Source organism: Rhodococcus ruitaii (genome assembly GCF_055230935.1).
The window spans coordinates 256,896-271,838 of sequence record NZ_JBUYWC010000007.1 but is presented as its reverse complement, the minus strand read 5'-3'; the positions used below and the strand labels follow the sequence as shown (position 1 = coordinate 271,838).

Below are 14,943 nucleotides of genomic sequence, written 5' to 3'. Positions count from 1 at the left end.
TGATACCGCCCAAACACAGGCCCTTCTCGAGTGGGTCTACGCGGGGTATTGACGAGGTAAGGCTACAGCCTTAATCTCGTCGACGTGACAGAGACCACACCCCGGCTGGCAATGATCGAGGCGGCCGAACGGCTCGTTGGGGAACGGGGAATGCCCGCGCTGACGCTCAAGGACGTCCAGATCGCCGCCGATCAGTCCAACAAGTCGGCGGCGAAGTATCACTTCGGTTCCCGTGAGGGCCTCCTCGAGGCCGTCGTCGAGCTCCGCATGTCGCGCGTCGACGCCCGTCGGCAGGAACTGCTCGTCGAGATGGAGCGGCTCGGCACCCCTTCGACGGTCCGTCAGGCGGTAGAGGCTCTCATCCGGCCACTCGCAGCCGAGACAGTCGGCAGGCCCGGAAGTCGGTACGCACGCTTCCTGGTTCAGACGATGTTCGACCCCGCTCTCGCGCACCTTGTACAAAAGCACCTGAGGGCCGAAACATACAGGCGTACACACCAATTACTGATCGACCTCTGCCCGGTTCCCGGCGAGGTCGCGGCGTGGCGTACCGACAATGTCGTCATGTTCAGCATGACCACCCTGGCCGCACGAGAAGGCGTCGAACGCACTCCCGCACGGACCGCTGCCATCGTCTCGGATCTCGTCGACACCTGCGCCGCAATGCTCGCTGCCCCCATTTCTGCGGCCACCACCGAATTTCTAGGAGCCACCCCGTGACCTATGCACTTCCCGCAAAAGCCGTGCCCATGCCGACCGACCCGCTTGCATGCTTCGGCCCCCTCGTTGCCCCACGGACCGCAGTCGGCGTCGAAGATCGCCCGTACGAACTGTTTTCGCTCGAACCGCAGACCCCGACGATCGGGGCCGAAATCGCCGGAATCCGACTCGGCGGCGATCTCACCGACGACATGATGGCCGAAATCCGCCGAGCCCTCCTCGAATGGAAAGTGCTGTTCTTCCGGGACCAGCACATCGAGCGCGCCGATCATCGCGCCTTCGCCGCACGATGGGGCGAACTCGAACAGCACCCGTTCTTCAAGTACACCCAGCCGGGACAATCCGACGTCGACGTCACAACACTCGCGAAGGATGCAACCGCAGTCGGTGCCGAGAACATCTGGCACAACGACGTCACATGGCACGAATTGCCCTCATTCGCGGCAGTTCTGCGTGCCGTCGAGATCCCACCGGTAGGTGGGGACACTCTGTGGGCAGACATGGGCGCGGCCTATGACCTGCTACCCGACGACATCAAGACGAGAATCGACCACCTGGAAGCGGAGCACGACTGGATCGTTTCCTTCGGGTCCGGAATGCCGGACGACGCAGTGAATGCGCTACGCCCCCACTTCCCCCCGGTGACGCACCCTGTCGTGCGGGTGATCCCCGAGACCGGCCGGCGGGTGCTGTTCGTCAACGTCGCTTTCACGCAACGCATCCTCGGCGTCACGGAGGACGAGTCGAACGAACTGCTGCGCCTGCTCTACCGCCACGCGATGCGCCCCGAACTTCAGGTGCGGTTGCGCTGGCAGAAGAACACCATTGCCTTCTGGGACAACCGTGCGTGCCAACACTACGCATCCAGCGACTACTACCCCGCCCGTCGGGTGATGGACCGCATCTCGATCGTCGGCGACAGACCAGTCGGCGTCAGTGCGGAATAGGACAGATGGGAGAAGAATGAACTACCAGTCTGTTTCGATGTCCCGTGGACGGATAGCCGCAGTCCTCGCACTCATCGTCCTGTTGTCGGAGATGGCCACATTCGAAATCCTCATGGTGCTACCCGCACTGCCGCACATGGCCCCCGAGTTTCAGACCCTCGACATCGCATGGGTCGTCTCGATCGTGACACTCGCCGGCGCCACGGTCAGCCCGCTCGTGGGCAAAGCATCCGACAAATGGGGAAAGAAGCGGGTCATCATCTCGCTGGCGGCGGTGTTCGCCGTGGGCAGCGTCGTGTGTGCCCTGTCCACGACCCTTCCGGTGCTGCTGGTCGGACGCCTGCTCCAAGGTTCACTGGTGGGCGTCGTGGCGATCTCCTACGGACTCGTTCGCGACATCATCCCGCGTGACTTCGTGCCCGTTGCCCTCGGCATCGTTGTCACCGGAATCGGCATGTCTGCCATCGCAAGTCCGTTCATCGCGGGCTGGCTGATCGACGGTCCGGGATTCCGGGGAATCTTCTGGTTCATGGCGATCTACGTGGTGGCCCTGCTGCCGCTCTATGCCCTGACCGTTCCGGAGAGCCCGGTGCGCGTCGATCGGCCGGTGGACTACGTGGGCACCGCCCTGCTGGGCCCGGGAATCGCGATCGTGCTCGTCGGTGTGTCGAAGGGAAGCCAGTGGGGATGGACGTCCGCGTCCACCCTGGCAGTGCTGGGCGGCGGCGTGGCTATGCTGGTCGCGTTCGTGTGGCGGCAGCGCATCACCCCGAATCCATTGATCGATCTGAAGGTGCTGCTGGGCAGCAAGTTCGGGACCACCATTCTGGCTGTCTCGTGTGTCTCGTACATGATGAACGCTCATGCGCTCATGGTTCCGACGATGCTGCAGACACCCGCCGGACTTCCGGGGGTCAGCTACGGCTCAGGCTTGTCGGCCATCGAGTTGGCCATCTGGATCTGCCCACTGGGTATCGTCGCAATGTTCATGGGACCACTCGGCGGCTTCCTCTCCAGGCGGATCGGTGCGCGGTATGTATTGCTCGCCGCGGCGATCCTGTTCCTGGGCGTCATGTTTCTCGGCTCACGTCTGTTCACGCTGCAGTGGCAGGTCGCGATCATGAGTGTCACCGCCGGCTTTGCGGTCGGCTTCCTGCAGTCGTCGAACGCGAACCTCATTCAGGACGCGCTGCCGGCGTCGCAGGGCGGTGTGGGCAACACGATCGGCGGGATGGGCGCCTTGCTGGCTGGCGGCATTGCCACCACCCTGACCGGTGTGGTGATGTCGAATCACGTCCTCGCGGTGAATCCGCAGACCCACGCGGTGCTCTACGCCGACGAAGCGATCACCCGTGGCTATCTTTTCGCCGCGCTGGTCGGCGCCGTCGGACTGGTCGTCGTGCTGATCATGAGGCACGGACGAACCCCCGCGCAAGGCGGACTTCAGCAGGCTGTTGAAGTGAATTCGAACAGCACCGCCGAGCCGACGGGAACCGTTTCGGTACACCCCTAGCAAATCCTGTGGTGGACAGAATATTCCCAGGGTCATACCCTCGGAAACCGGCTCTTCCGAGTTAGCACTGTTCCGGTCGGACATGACCGGTCGGTCGGGTTCCTTCCGGATCTGAAGCGCCGGGATTCCTCGCGATCCGTACCCTGGACGGATGCGTGCCGTCGTCGTTCCTCACCCCTCCGAAAGCGGAGCCGTGCGCGGCGGCAGCATCGCCCTGATCGACGACGCCGGCGTCCCAGTGAGCGACACCCGCGAGTATCGCGATCTCGCCGCGACTGTGTCGGAACTCGAATCCTCTCGCGGCCCACGATGGGTGTGGACCTCCACCGCAACCGTCTACCCGGACTTGTTACGCGCTGGTGTGCGGGTGCAGCGGTGCCATGATCTGGCGACTACCGCCGTAATCCTGAATACGCGCGATGGGATCCCGGCGGATCCCGTCGAGGATCCGGTGGATGAACGCCCGGGGCTGTTCGACGCGGCGCCCGGCGTCGACATCGCCACCGTGATCGAGCGATTCGCCGAGCAACGTCGGCGCACGGCCACCGATCGCCGTCTCGATCTGCTTTTGGCCGCAGAATCTGCGGGGACCCTCGCCGCCGCCGAAATGGGGTTCGTCGGGCTGCCTTTCTCGGCCGACGCACACCGCAACTTGCTGGAGCGCACCCTCGGTCGTCGTCCGCTCGGCTACGAACCTCCCTCTCGGATCGCCGAGGTGATCGCAGAGATTCAGGCCGTGTTCGGCCGGCCCGTGAACCCGGCATCACACGTCGAAGTGCTCGACGCCTTCCGCCGCGAGGGCATCGAGCTGTCGTCGACACGCAAGCACGTGCTGCGCGAACTCGACCACCCCGCAGTGCCGTTGTTGTTGAGGCACCGCGACCTGTCGAAGCTGTACAGCACCAACGGTTGGAGCTGGCTCGACACATGGGTCCACGACAACCGTTTCCGCCCCGTCTATGTGCCGGGTGCGGTCGTCTCAGGGAGGTGGGCGAGCCGCGGTGGTGGTGCTCTGCAGATCCCCAAAGCGTTGCGGTCGAGCGTGCTCGCCGACCCCGGGCACACCTTCGTCATCGCCGACGCCGGGCAACTCGAACCTCGGATCCTCGCCGCCATGTCGGGAGATCCGCGCATGGTCGCGGCCGCAGGCAAGGACGACCTGTACGCACCGGTCGCGGCGGCAGCATTTGGTGGCGACCGAGCGAAAGCGAAGGTCGCGGTGCTCGGCGTGCTGTACGGCGCAACGTCCGGTGATTCCCGGGGGCTGCTGACGGTGTTGCGGAGGAGTTTTCCCGACGCAGTCGAATTCGTCGAGCGTGCAGCCCGCACCGGAGAGCGTGGCGAGGTGGTGCATTCATGGCTCGGGCGTGCCTGTCCCCCACCCGAACCTGAATTTCTCTCGCACGGGGATGTGCGTGTCCGCGGACGATTCACCCGCAATTTCGTCGTCCAGGCCACGGCCGCGGAATGGGCATTGTGCGTGCTGGCCGAGCTTCGCCGCCGGCTCTCGGCGGCACCGGATGGTCGTGATGGCGAACTGGTGTTCTTCCAGCACGACGAGGTGGTGGTGCACACCCGCAATGCCGATGCCGCGGTCGCCCACATCGAAGCGGCGGCCGAGGCGGCAACCCGGTTGATGTTCGGCTCGACCGATGTCAGGTTTCCCATGTCGACATCGATCCGCACCTGCTACGCCGAGGAGTCGGGTGACGACGTTGCTGCCGGGGACGGGGCGTAGGCCGTGTGGGCCCACAGGTGCGACACGGCGTAGGCGCGCCACGGCCGCCATGCTTCAGCACGTGCGGTCGCCTCAGCGGCAGTGGTACCGCCCAACGCTCGGCGTAGCACCAGGTCGCCGGAGGGGTACGCGTCACGGTCGCCGAGTGCACGCAGCGCCAAATAGTCAACCGTCCACGACCCGATTCCCGGTAGGGCCAGAAGTTCTGCTCGGAAATCGATGGTCGCCTCCGCGGCGAGCCCGTCGGCCGCGGCAGTCGCGAGTGCGTGCACCGTGCGGGAGCGCGCACCCGTGACCCGCACAGTCGCCTTCAGTTCGGCCGGATCCACCACCGCGAGACGCTGCGGCGTCGGGAAACACCGCAACCCCTCAGGCCCTGGCTCACCGTATGCTGCAATGAGTCTCGACGTGAACGTCGAGGCCGCCGCGAGGTTCACCTGTTGCCCGAGTACGGTCTGCACGGCGGTGGTGAACCAGTCGGTGGCCCCGAGCACACGCAGACCAGGCCGCGCCGACACCAACGCTGCGAGCAATGGGTCGGCGCCCAGCGCCTCGTCGATCGCAATCGGGTCGGCATCGAGATCGAGCCAGGCACGGATGCTCCGTTCGAGTTCGGGCACATCTCGGTCATCGGTAGCATCGATCCGCGCAGTGATGTGCGCGGCATTCGGATCGCTCTCGAACGTGACCGTCACGACCGCGGGACCTCCGCGTCCCCGGACCGCCCGGCTGTGGGTGCGTGTCTCCGCGTCGTGCCGCTCGTGCCCTGCAACGGTGTGACTCCGCAGCGCGTCGAGCATCGCCGACGCAGCAAACGGCGGCGTCAACGGCAATCGCAGGGTGGTCATGCCGCGGTCTCGAGACTCAGCAGGATCCGTTTCGCGTCGACTCCCCCCACGTACTGCCCGATCCCGCCGTCGCTGCGCACCACCCGATGGCACGGAATAACCACCGGAATAGGGTTTTTCGCGCACGCCGTACCCACAGCGCGGACCGCCCGGGGGCTGCCTGCCGCCGCCGCGACCTCCGCGTAGCTGGCCGTATGCCCGTAGGCAATATCGGGCAGCCGCGTGATCACGTCGCGACGGAATCCGGTCGCGAGCCTGAGATCGAGAGGAAGATCGAACGACGATCGCGCACCCTCGAAGTATTCATCGAGCTGAGCTGCCGCAGTGTCGAGCCGTGCGGGGGCTTCGAGGATCCGAGGACTGATCCGCGCGGTGAGTTCGTGGAACACGTCGTCAAGGCTGTCGGCGACATACGCCACCCTCACGAGTCCCGCTTCGGTCGCCGCGAGCAGCAGCGGCCCGACGGGGGTGTCGAGGATTCGGTACGCGACGTCGAGGAGGCCGGCAGCTTCGGCATCGATCGTGAGTCGCTGATGGAGCCATGCGAGGTCGGGCGTCGAGACCGGTGGCATCGGAAAAGTCATTGCACGCTCCCTCTCTCTGCGCTGTAGCGACCTGCCTCTGTGCTGTAGCGACGACGCAACGCTGCACGTCCGTCGGAGGCGGCGCGGCGCGCGGCTTCTGTGGTGTTGCCGAGGAGTTCACCGATCTCCGAGTACGGCAATCCGCCGAGGTAGTGGTAGACGAGCGCGGCCCGCTGGGTAAACGGCAGTGCCGCGACCTCGCCCCACAGTTCGTCGTCGCCGGTGCCGGGAAGGTCGGTGGCCGATACGCGCTCGGGCAGCACCTCGGTGGGTACCGGTGTTCGCCCGTGCACACGGTGGACGTCGATCGCTTTGCGATGCGCGATGGTCACGAGCCACGCCTCGATGTTGGCACCCGGCTTCAGATCCGGATAGGCACGCAGAGCAGCGAGGAACGTCTCCGACCACGCGTCGTCGGCGTCGGCGGCGCTGAGCATGGCGCGGCACACCCGCAGGACCGTCGGGCCGTGGTCGGCGACGACCCGCTCGAACGGTGGCAGATGCGCATCAGGCCGGCGTGGGGGCATGGGCGATCCGCGCCTCCTGCTCGAGGAGAAACTGTTTACGCTCGACTCCCCCGGCATACCCGGTGAGCCGGCCGCCGCTACCGATGACGCGATGACACGGCACCACGATGCTCAGCGGATTCCGCGCGTTGGCAGCGGCGACAGCCCGGACCGCGGTGGGCCGGCCGATCGCGACCGCGACCTCCCCATACGTCGACGTGGTTCCGAACTCGATGCCTCGGAGAGCGGCCCACACGGCGTGCTGGAAAGCAGTGCCAACCGGCGCGAGCGGGATCGTGAACGTCGTCCGTGTGCCATCGAAGTACTCGCGAATCTGCTCACCGGCGACCTCGAAGCCCTCGGTGGTCTGCGGCCCGAAGCTGTCGTGATCAGGTGCCGGGTGGTGATCGGCCATGTACAGGCCCGACAGCGTGCCATCGGTGTTCACGAGGGTCAGCTCGCCGATCGGCGAGTCGACCACGGTGTGGGTATGTGATGCGGTCACGGCTTCGATCCTTCCATCCGGTACAAGGTCTACATGAGGTAGACGCACGGGACGGCGAAAATGTGAGGTTGCCCCTTCCTTCCCACACCTCACCCCTGCACCCCCACCTCAGATGAGCGAATGGCACACTCGGCTCGACCCCGAGACGAGTGAGCCATTCGCTCACAAAGGAGACCGGTCACAAGGGCGCACTCACCGTCACGAAGACGCTCCCTTCACTGCCTCCAGTCCGGCTGCGACGAGCGCCGGAACCGATTCTCCTGCTTTGTCGAACCCGCCGCCTATGGTCGCGCCGACGCGCCACCGGTGGTTGATCCCTTCGGCAATCACGGCGAGCTTGAAATACGCGAGACCCATGTAGAAGTCCCAGTGTGCGATCTCGCGACCGGAGGCCACGGCGTAGCGCTGAACGAGGTCGCGATCGGCCGGCAGCCGGGAGCTTGTCCACGCGGCCGGGAAGCCGAGCACATCGTCGAGCGCCGGGTGCCGGTAGACGCACATCAACGCGAGATCGGTGAGCGGATCACCGAGCGTGGACAGCTCCCAATCCACCACTGCGGCAATTTTGCTCGCATCATTCGTATCGAGGATGGTGTTGTCGATCCGGTAGTCGCCGTGCACGATCGACGGCGCGGGTGATTCGGGAATCGCGTCGGCGAGGGTCGCATGGAGGCGCTCGAGGTCGGGAAGTTCCCGGGTCTTGACTCGACCCCACTGGCCGGCCCACAGCTTGACCTGCCGCGTGACGTACCCGTCGGGTCGACCGAGTTCACCGAGCCCGACCGCAGCAAAGTCGACGTTGTGCAGTGCTGCGATGATGCGGACGAGTTCCTCGATGCAGTCGTTGATCTCGTTGTCGCAGAGGGTGTCGAGGTCGTCCTTGCTCCGGATGACACGACCGTCGACATGCTCGACGACGGTGAACGGCGCACCCATCACTGCGTCGTCTTCGCACAGCGCGACCGTCCGCGCAACCGGGACTCCGCTGTCCTGCAGCGCCGAGGTGATGCGGAATTCTCGGGCCACATCGTGTGCGGAGGGTGTCAGACCCGCAGTGGGCGGACGGCGGAGCACCCATTTCGACGTGTCGTCGAAGATCCGGTAGGTGAGGTTCGATTTGCCGCCGGAGATGAGTTCCGCGCGGAGCTCACCGTCGAGATCGACTCCGGATTCCGACAGGAAACGCTGGAGAGCAGGAAGATCCAGGCCCTCGTGCTCGACCACGGTCACGACCGGGCCGCCTTCGCTGCAGCAGCCTTACGAGCGGCGCCGACGGTGCGCTTGGCGATGGCCCAGCGGTGCACCTCGGACGGTCCGTCGTAGACGCGGAACGGACGCACCTCACGCGAGAGGCGCGCGAGCGGAAGGTCCTCGGACACGCCGAGACCACCGCACATCTGCACCGACCGGTCGACGATCCGGAAGATCGCCTCAGCGGCGAACGTCTTGGCGATGGACGTGGCGTTGGCGGCGTGCGAGCCCTGATCGAGCTCCCAACATGCCTGCGTGAGTAGAGCGCGGGTGGCGGCGATGTCGATCTCGTTGTCGGCGACCATCTTCTGGATCATACCGAGGTCACCGAGCTTGGAACCGAAGCCCTCACGCTCAGCGACGTAGCCGACGGCGGTGTCGTGACCGCGGCGGGCAGCCCCGAGCCAACGCATCACGTGGGTCATGCGGGCGGGGCCCAGGCGGACCTGCGCGTAGGCAAAGCCCTGGTCGACCTCCCCGAGCACAGCGGAGTCCGGCACGATCAGATCCTCGAATGCCACCTCGCAGTGACCGCCGAGCATCGACTTGTCGAGGGTGGAGATATGTCTGCCCACAGTCAGGCCCGGGGTATCCGCCGGGGCCAGGAACATGGTGGCGCCGCCACGCTGACCGGGTTCACCGGAGGTGCGGGCCATGATGATGAAGAATCCCGCGCCATCGGCTCCGGTGATGAAATGCTTGCAGCCGTTTATCTTCCAACCACCCGACACCTTCTCGGCGCGCGTGTTGAGGGCGTTGGGGTCGGCCCCGGCGCCGGGGGCGGGTTCGGTCATCGCGAACGCGGAACGCACGTCACCCGCTGCGAGCGGTGCGAGGAATTGTTGTTTCTGCTCGTCGCTCGCGATGTGCGCGAGCATATGCACGTTACCCTCGTCGGGTGCGGCGATGTTCAGCGCGGTCGGGCCGAAGAGCGAGTAGCCGGCCGCTTCGAAGACTGGTGCGCGGTCGGACATGTCGAGACCGTGTCCGCCGTACTCGATTGGGGCGTGGGGTGCGAAGACACCGGCGTCCTTCGCGGCTTTCTGCAGGTCGGTGCGGACGGCGTCGCCCCCGGCCGCAGTGATGTCACCGCTGTGCTCGTCCTCGATGGGCAACACGTGGTCGCGGATGAATGCTTCGGTCTTCGCGACCAGGCCGGTTACCTGATCCGAATACGACAGATCGACTGCCATGATCACTCCCTCTCCACACCGACCGATCGATCGCTCGGTTCTGGATACGGTGACACACCAGTGGCGGTTCGGTCAAGGAACCAGGATTCAGCGCGCTCCGACCGCACTACGTGCAATCGCGAGATTCCGCTCGACGAGTTCATCGGGCGTGAGCGTGCCGTCCGGGCGATACCAATCGGCCACTCCGATACACATAGTGGCCACAGCACGACCCGCGTCCTTGGGAAACGGCGTGGTGAACTCGCCCGACTCGACTCCGGCCTCGACGATCTCGTCGAGCATCCGTTGCTGTGCGTCGCGCAACGCAACGTAGGCCTCGCGGTTGCCCGGTTCCATACTGCGCATCTCCGTGGATGCGACAAATGCCTGGTCGCGGCGGAACATGTGGAATCGCAGCAGCGACTCCACCACCGCATCGAACCGCTCGGACGGGGCCGGGCCGGCTTCTTCGAGGGCACGCCGACTGCGGTCCAGCAGCTCGTTCATGACGGCCGTCGTCAACGACACCAGAAGCGCCTGCTTCGACGGGTAATGATGATAGAGACCGGGGACAGAGAGCCCCGCGCGTGCGGCGACCTCCCGGATCGACGTGCCGTCGTAGCCTCGCTCGGCGAACGCGTCGAGTGCCGCAGCCAGGGGTTTCGGCAACGACACCGGGCCGTAGTGCCGCCACGACCCGGCGTCTCCGGAGACCTGATCCTCACGCGCGTCCATGGACATCACGGTAAAGGATGGTCATCCCCACAGATTCAGTAGTCGTCGTCGCCGTAGACGATGACACCGCGCAAGTTCTTGCCGGCAAGCATGTCGGCATAGCCCTCGTTGATGTCCTCGAGTTTGTAGGTCTTGGTGACGAGGCCGTCGAGGTCGAGCTGGTTGTTGCGGTACAGCTCGAGCAGCTTCGGGATCTGCGAACGCGGCCCGACACCGCCGAAGATCGCGCCCTGTACTCGCTTCTGCAACAGCGTGAGCTCGAACAGGCTCATAGTGACGTCGGTGTCCCGCGCGTTGCCCATACCGACGACCACCACCTGGCCGCCCTTCGCCGTCACCGCGAGCGCCGGCGCGATCATGTCGCCGTGGATCTCACCGACGGTGATGATCGTGACGTCGGCCATTGCACCCCAGGTGATCTCACGGATCACGGGCGCAGCTTCCTCGAGCGACGCGAACGTGTGTGTCGCGCCGAACTCCTTCGCCTTGTCCCGTTTGAATTCGACGGGGTCGATCGCGATCACGAAGCGCGCACCTGCGTGGGCAGCGCCCTGCACGGAATTGATGCCGACGCCACCGACACCGATGACCACCACCGCGTCACCGACCTTGGTTCCGCCGATTGCCGTCGCCGATCCCCAACCGGTCGCGACACCACAACCGAGGAGCGCGGCCTTGTCGAGCGGGATATCTTTCTCGATCTTGATGACGGAGGCTTCGTTGACCGTGACATACGGAGCAAACGTTCCGAGCAGGCACATCTGGATAACCGGTTCACCGTTCAGCGTCACGCGATTGGTCTTGTCAGAGATAGCTTTTCCGGTGAGGAGGCCCGCGCCCTCGTCGCAGATGTTCTGCAGCCCCTTCGCGCACGAGCGGCATCGCCCGCATGCCGGGATGAACGCGAGAACGACGTGGTCACCCTCCTCCACGCTGATCACACCCGGTCCGACCTTGGTCACCACGCCAGCGCCCTCGTGGCCGCCGAGCGCGGGGAACGACGGCAGCGGCGAGGCCCCGGTCCGTAGGTGCTCGTCGGAGTGGCACAGACCCGACGCCGCGAGCTTGACCTGCACCTCACCCGCCACCGGATCGCCGAGATCGATCTCCTCGATCTCCCACGGCCGGTCTACACCCTTGATGACTGCCGCTTTTATCTTCACCGAGCCTCCTGAGTGATGGGAACCACGTGATCCTTCGGAGAGTGAAACAGGTTTTCCGATAGTTCGGGGAGAAATTCGTCCGCGTCCCTTCCAGCGCCAGAAAGTAACGGATACTGTTCGTAACAGACACAAGTCTTGAAGGGAACCCGCCCGCCATGATCGAAATCCACCACACCGCCGTCGCGGAGGTTCCCGTCGATGTCGCGTTCGACTACATCGACGACCACCGCACCGTCCCCGACTGGATGTTCGGCGTCGTCAGATTCGAGCCGGTCGGAGCACAGATCCAAGGCCTCGGCGCGACGTTCGATGCCACCATGCGGGTAGGCCCGAAGAACCTCGATTCCCGAGTCGAGATCGTCGAGTGGGAACACAGCAAGGCGATCGTGTTGTCGTCGATCTCGGGATTCCGGACGTCATCTTCGTGGAGGTTCACCGAACTCGACGACGGGCAGGCACGCCTGGACGTCGTCTTCGGTTACGAACTTCCCGGAGGTCTCGCCGGCCGTGCCCTCGGCAAGCTCATCGAGCCCATCGTAGGCACGGCCGTACGACACACCGAGGAGGCGCTGCGCGCACAACTCACGCAGTTCGCCTGACCCCAGCGGACGGCTCATACCCCTGCGGTGAACCGTCCACTCTGCTCCCCCGACAACAAACCCGCCGGCAGGATCCGGCCGGTCAAGACCAAGAGGAGATGCTGCGCCGATCCGGTGACGGTGGAACCGGTGCCGTACGACCAGTCGTGATCATCGGCCTGCAACCGAACACCCGTCAGGTCGGCACCGAAGAAGTCGATGGCCTTGGGCTTCAACGATCCGATCATCATCTCGATTCGCTCGCGTGGCACGGTGCGGTCGATCCCGAGCGCGACGGTCATGTCGAGGCCATGGATCACTTCGTGGAACAGCGTCCCCTCCGGTCCATCGCCCGGCGGATGCCACGGATGCTCGACATTCATCCGCAGACTGTCCAGCAGCTCCGCGTCGGACAATGCGCGTGTGTCGGCGCGGGCGCACGCGTCGGACGCGCGGTTGATGTCGCCCCGCGCCTTCACCATGGCGAGCGCGAGCCTTGGAATGCTGTAACGAAACGCTGTGGTGGTGTGAGCGAGCACCTCTCGGATCCTCCACCCCTCGCACAGCGACGCGGTGTCCCACTGCCTCTCGTCGAGCCGGTCGAGCACGTCGAGGAGATCTCGCCGTTCCCCAGCAACGTAAGGGTGTGCAGATTTCGGCTGTGCAGACTTCGGCATCGGTCGGTCCCTTCACTCGGAGTTCCTGCCAGGGCTGACCCGTCCGACGCGACGAACTCATCGCACAATCAGAAGTTGCCGCGCGCCTCCTGCTCCCGCTCGATAGCTTCGAACAGCGCCTTGAAGTTCCCCTTCCCGAAGCCCAGCGATCCGTGGCGTTCGATGAGTTCGAAGAACACTGTCGGCCGGTCGCCGATCGGCTTGGTGAAGATCTGCAGCAGGTAACCGTCCTCGTCCCGATCGACGAGGATGCCCCGCTTCTCGAGTTCCTCGATCGGCACGCGCACCTCGCCGATCCGCGCACGCAGCTCGGGATCCTGGTAGTACGCATCCGGCGTCGCAAGGAACTCGACACCTTCGTCGCGCAACTGATCGACGGTAGAGAGAATGTCGTTGGTCGCCAACGCAAGATGCTGTGCGCCCGGCCCCTGGTAGAAATCGAGATACTCGTCGATCTGCGACCGCTTCTTGGCGATCGCCGGCTCGTTGAGCGGGAACTTCACGCGGTGGTTGCCGTTGCACACCACCTTGCTCATGAGTGCCGAGTAGTCGGTGGCGATGTCGTCGCCGACGAACTCCGCCATGTTGGTGAACCCCATGACGCGGTTGTAGAAGCCGACCCATTCGTCCATCCGGCCGAGTTCGACGTTGCCGACCACGTGATCAAGCGCCTGGAACAACCGTTTCGGGGCACCGTCACGCTTACGGAACGTGGACGTGCGTGAGACGTATCCGGGCAGGTAGGGCCCGGTGTAGCGCGACCGGTCGACGAGCGTGTGCCGAGTGTCGCCGTATGTCGCGATCGCCGCGGTACGCACGGTGCCGTGCTCGTCGGCGACATCGCGAGGCTCTTCGAGAATCGTCGCGCCCTGCAGGCGGGCATGTTCGATGCACTTGTCGACGTCGGGCACCTGCAGCGCGATGTCGACGACGCCGTCACCGTGCAGTCGATGATGCTCGATCAACGCACTGTTCGGGTCGACTGCGCCCTTGATCACGAATCGCACAGCACCACTGCGCAATACGTACGCGTGATGGTCGCGGTTCCCGGTGTTCGGGCCGCAGTACGCGACGAGTTCCATTCCGTAGACGGACTGGAAGTAGTGGGCGGTCTGGGTCGCGTTGCCCACCACCCACACGACGGCGTCCCAGCCGCTCACCGGGAACGGATCGCTGTCACTGTCGTATTCGACGAGGCCGATGAGTCGATGCAGTTCGTCGGCGTCGAGCTGGGCGAGCTTCTCGCTGTCGGTGAGGGTGTATTCGAGTGTCATGTCGTGAACCTCCTGCCGCCGTCAGCGGCACCGGTCGATGTGTCGTGTATCACCAGGAGAACCCCCTGAACGAGGTCACGCAACATCGACTTCCCCAGCTGGTCGAGTTGGCTCGAATTCAGAGAAGGAGCCGGGTTCAGCTATACAATCGGTCTAGAATTTCCGCCTCGATGGGAGGTACCCACCATGCGTGAGCCCGCACAACTGGACGAGTTGGATTTCGCGCTTCTCGAGGCCCTGCACGCCGAACCGAAGATCGGCGCCCTCGAACTGTCACGTCGATTGACGGTCGCGCGCGCCACGGTCTCAGCCCGCATCAAACGACTCGAGGACACCGGCGTCATCGCCGGGTACGAACCCAGAATCAATTTGTCTGCAGCAGGTTTCGAGGTTCAGGCATTCGTGACGATGGAGATCGTTCAAGGCGCACTCGAAGCAGTGACCGAAGTACTCGAAGCGATCCCCGGGGTGCTCGAAGCGTTCGCCACAACCGGCGCCGGCGACATCCTGTGCCGCATCGGTGCAGATTCGCATATCGGGTTGCAGCAGACCCTCATCGAATTGAACCGCTCGTCGATCGTCGCCCGGTCGACGAGCGTCATGGTGCTGTCGGAGGTGGTGCACTACCGCGCACTGCCACTGCTCCGCACCCTCGAACCCGAACGATCAGCGAAGGCCCCTGCATATCGACGTTGACCTGATTCATCAGCGGGAACCAACGCAACTGGACGA

General features: G+C 64.8%; 16 protein-coding genes. 6 read left to right on the top strand and 10 right to left on the bottom strand.

What is annotated here, in order from left to right:
• The first annotated feature begins 84 nt into the window (after positions 1-84).
• The 4 genes from ACZI8W_RS11035 to ACZI8W_RS11020 all read left to right on the top strand — a co-directional run bounded on the left by ACZI8W_RS11035 (position 85) and on the right by ACZI8W_RS11020 (position 4,918).
• Positions 85-720, top strand: coding sequence for a TetR family transcriptional regulator (locus ACZI8W_RS11035; protein WP_463368533.1), 636 nt, complete (start codon positions 85-87; stop codon positions 718-720).
• A 29-nt stretch (positions 721-749) separates the two neighbouring features.
• A complete protein-coding gene (locus ACZI8W_RS11030; RefSeq protein ID WP_463368605.1) occupies positions 750-1,667 on the top strand; it encodes a TauD/TfdA dioxygenase family protein in 918 nt (305 codons plus the stop codon).
• A 37-nt stretch (positions 1,668-1,704) separates the two neighbouring features.
• On the top strand, positions 1,705-3,180 hold the full coding sequence (locus ACZI8W_RS11025) for an MFS transporter (protein ID WP_463368532.1): 1,476 nt from the start codon (positions 1,705-1,707) through the stop codon (positions 3,178-3,180).
• Positions 3,181-3,331: 151 nt separating this feature from the next.
• Positions 3,332-4,918: a bifunctional 3'-5' exonuclease/DNA polymerase gene (locus tag ACZI8W_RS11020; protein WP_463368531.1), complete on the top strand. Its 1,587-nt coding sequence runs from the start codon at positions 3,332-3,334 to the stop codon at positions 4,916-4,918.
• Here the strand turns inward: ACZI8W_RS11020 and ACZI8W_RS11015 are convergent.
• The 8 genes from ACZI8W_RS11015 to ACZI8W_RS10980 all read right to left on the bottom strand — a co-directional run bounded on the left by ACZI8W_RS11015 (position 4,870) and on the right by ACZI8W_RS10980 (position 11,682).
• Positions 4,870-5,766: a DNA-3-methyladenine glycosylase family protein gene (locus ACZI8W_RS11015; protein WP_463368530.1), complete on the bottom strand. Its 897-nt coding sequence runs from the start codon at positions 5,764-5,766 to the stop codon at positions 4,870-4,872. The two genes, ACZI8W_RS11020 and ACZI8W_RS11015, sit on opposite strands and share 49 nt — an antisense overlap.
• Positions 5,763-6,350, bottom strand: a complete 588-nt coding sequence (locus tag ACZI8W_RS11010; protein ID WP_463368529.1) for a methylated-DNA--[protein]-cysteine S-methyltransferase — start codon at positions 6,348-6,350, stop codon at positions 5,763-5,765. The genes ACZI8W_RS11015 and ACZI8W_RS11010 overlap by 4 nt, the downstream gene beginning before the upstream one ends.
• The gene (locus ACZI8W_RS11005; RefSeq protein WP_463368528.1) at positions 6,347-6,877 is read right to left on the bottom strand and encodes an RNA polymerase sigma factor; all 531 of its coding nucleotides are present in this window, start codon (positions 6,875-6,877) and stop codon (positions 6,347-6,349) included. The genes ACZI8W_RS11010 and ACZI8W_RS11005 overlap by 4 nt, the downstream gene beginning before the upstream one ends.
• Positions 6,858-7,361, bottom strand: a complete 504-nt coding sequence (locus tag ACZI8W_RS11000; RefSeq protein WP_463368527.1) for a methylated-DNA--[protein]-cysteine S-methyltransferase — start codon at positions 7,359-7,361, stop codon at positions 6,858-6,860. The genes ACZI8W_RS11005 and ACZI8W_RS11000 overlap by 20 nt, the downstream gene beginning before the upstream one ends.
• A gap of 198 nt (positions 7,362-7,559) precedes the next feature.
• Positions 7,560-8,585 carry a phosphotransferase family protein gene (locus ACZI8W_RS10995; RefSeq protein WP_463368604.1) on the bottom strand — a complete coding sequence of 342 codons (1,026 nt, stop codon included), beginning with the start codon at positions 8,583-8,585 and terminating at the stop codon, positions 7,560-7,562.
• A gap of 2 nt (positions 8,586-8,587) precedes the next feature.
• Positions 8,588-9,805 (bottom strand): acyl-CoA dehydrogenase family protein, encoded by a 1,218-nt coding sequence (locus ACZI8W_RS10990; protein WP_463368526.1) that lies wholly within the window; start codon positions 9,803-9,805, stop codon positions 8,588-8,590.
• Positions 9,806-9,892: 87 nt separating this feature from the next.
• Positions 9,893-10,519 (bottom strand): TetR-type transcription factor C-terminal domain-containing protein, encoded by a 627-nt coding sequence (locus tag ACZI8W_RS10985; protein WP_463368525.1) that lies wholly within the window; start codon positions 10,517-10,519, stop codon positions 9,893-9,895.
• Positions 10,520-10,554: 35 nt separating this feature from the next.
• Positions 10,555-11,682 carry an NDMA-dependent alcohol dehydrogenase gene (locus ACZI8W_RS10980; protein WP_463368524.1) on the bottom strand — a complete coding sequence of 376 codons (1,128 nt, stop codon included), beginning with the start codon at positions 11,680-11,682 and terminating at the stop codon, positions 10,555-10,557.
• 155 nt (positions 11,683-11,837) lie between these two features.
• On the opposite strand from ACZI8W_RS10980, the gene ACZI8W_RS10975 reads away from it, so the two are divergent.
• Positions 11,838-12,281 (top strand): SRPBCC family protein, encoded by a 444-nt coding sequence (locus ACZI8W_RS10975; protein WP_463368523.1) that lies wholly within the window; start codon positions 11,838-11,840, stop codon positions 12,279-12,281.
• Between the two features lie 14 nt (positions 12,282-12,295).
• On the opposite strand, the gene ACZI8W_RS10970 is transcribed toward ACZI8W_RS10975, so the two are convergent.
• Positions 12,296-12,937 carry a maleylpyruvate isomerase family mycothiol-dependent enzyme gene (locus ACZI8W_RS10970; RefSeq protein ID WP_463368522.1) on the bottom strand — a complete coding sequence of 214 codons (642 nt, stop codon included), beginning with the start codon at positions 12,935-12,937 and terminating at the stop codon, positions 12,296-12,298.
• 68 nt (positions 12,938-13,005) lie between these two features.
• Entirely contained in the window at positions 13,006-14,211 is a 1,206-nt protein-coding gene (gene hppD / locus ACZI8W_RS10965; protein ID WP_463368521.1) for a 4-hydroxyphenylpyruvate dioxygenase, read from the bottom strand.
• A gap of 186 nt (positions 14,212-14,397) precedes the next feature.
• Here hppD and ACZI8W_RS10960 point away from each other — a divergent pair, with 186 nt between their 5' ends.
• Positions 14,398-14,907, top strand: coding sequence for an Lrp/AsnC family transcriptional regulator (locus tag ACZI8W_RS10960; protein ID WP_463368520.1), 510 nt, complete (start codon positions 14,398-14,400; stop codon positions 14,905-14,907).
• The last annotated feature ends 36 nt before the right edge of the window (positions 14,908-14,943 follow it).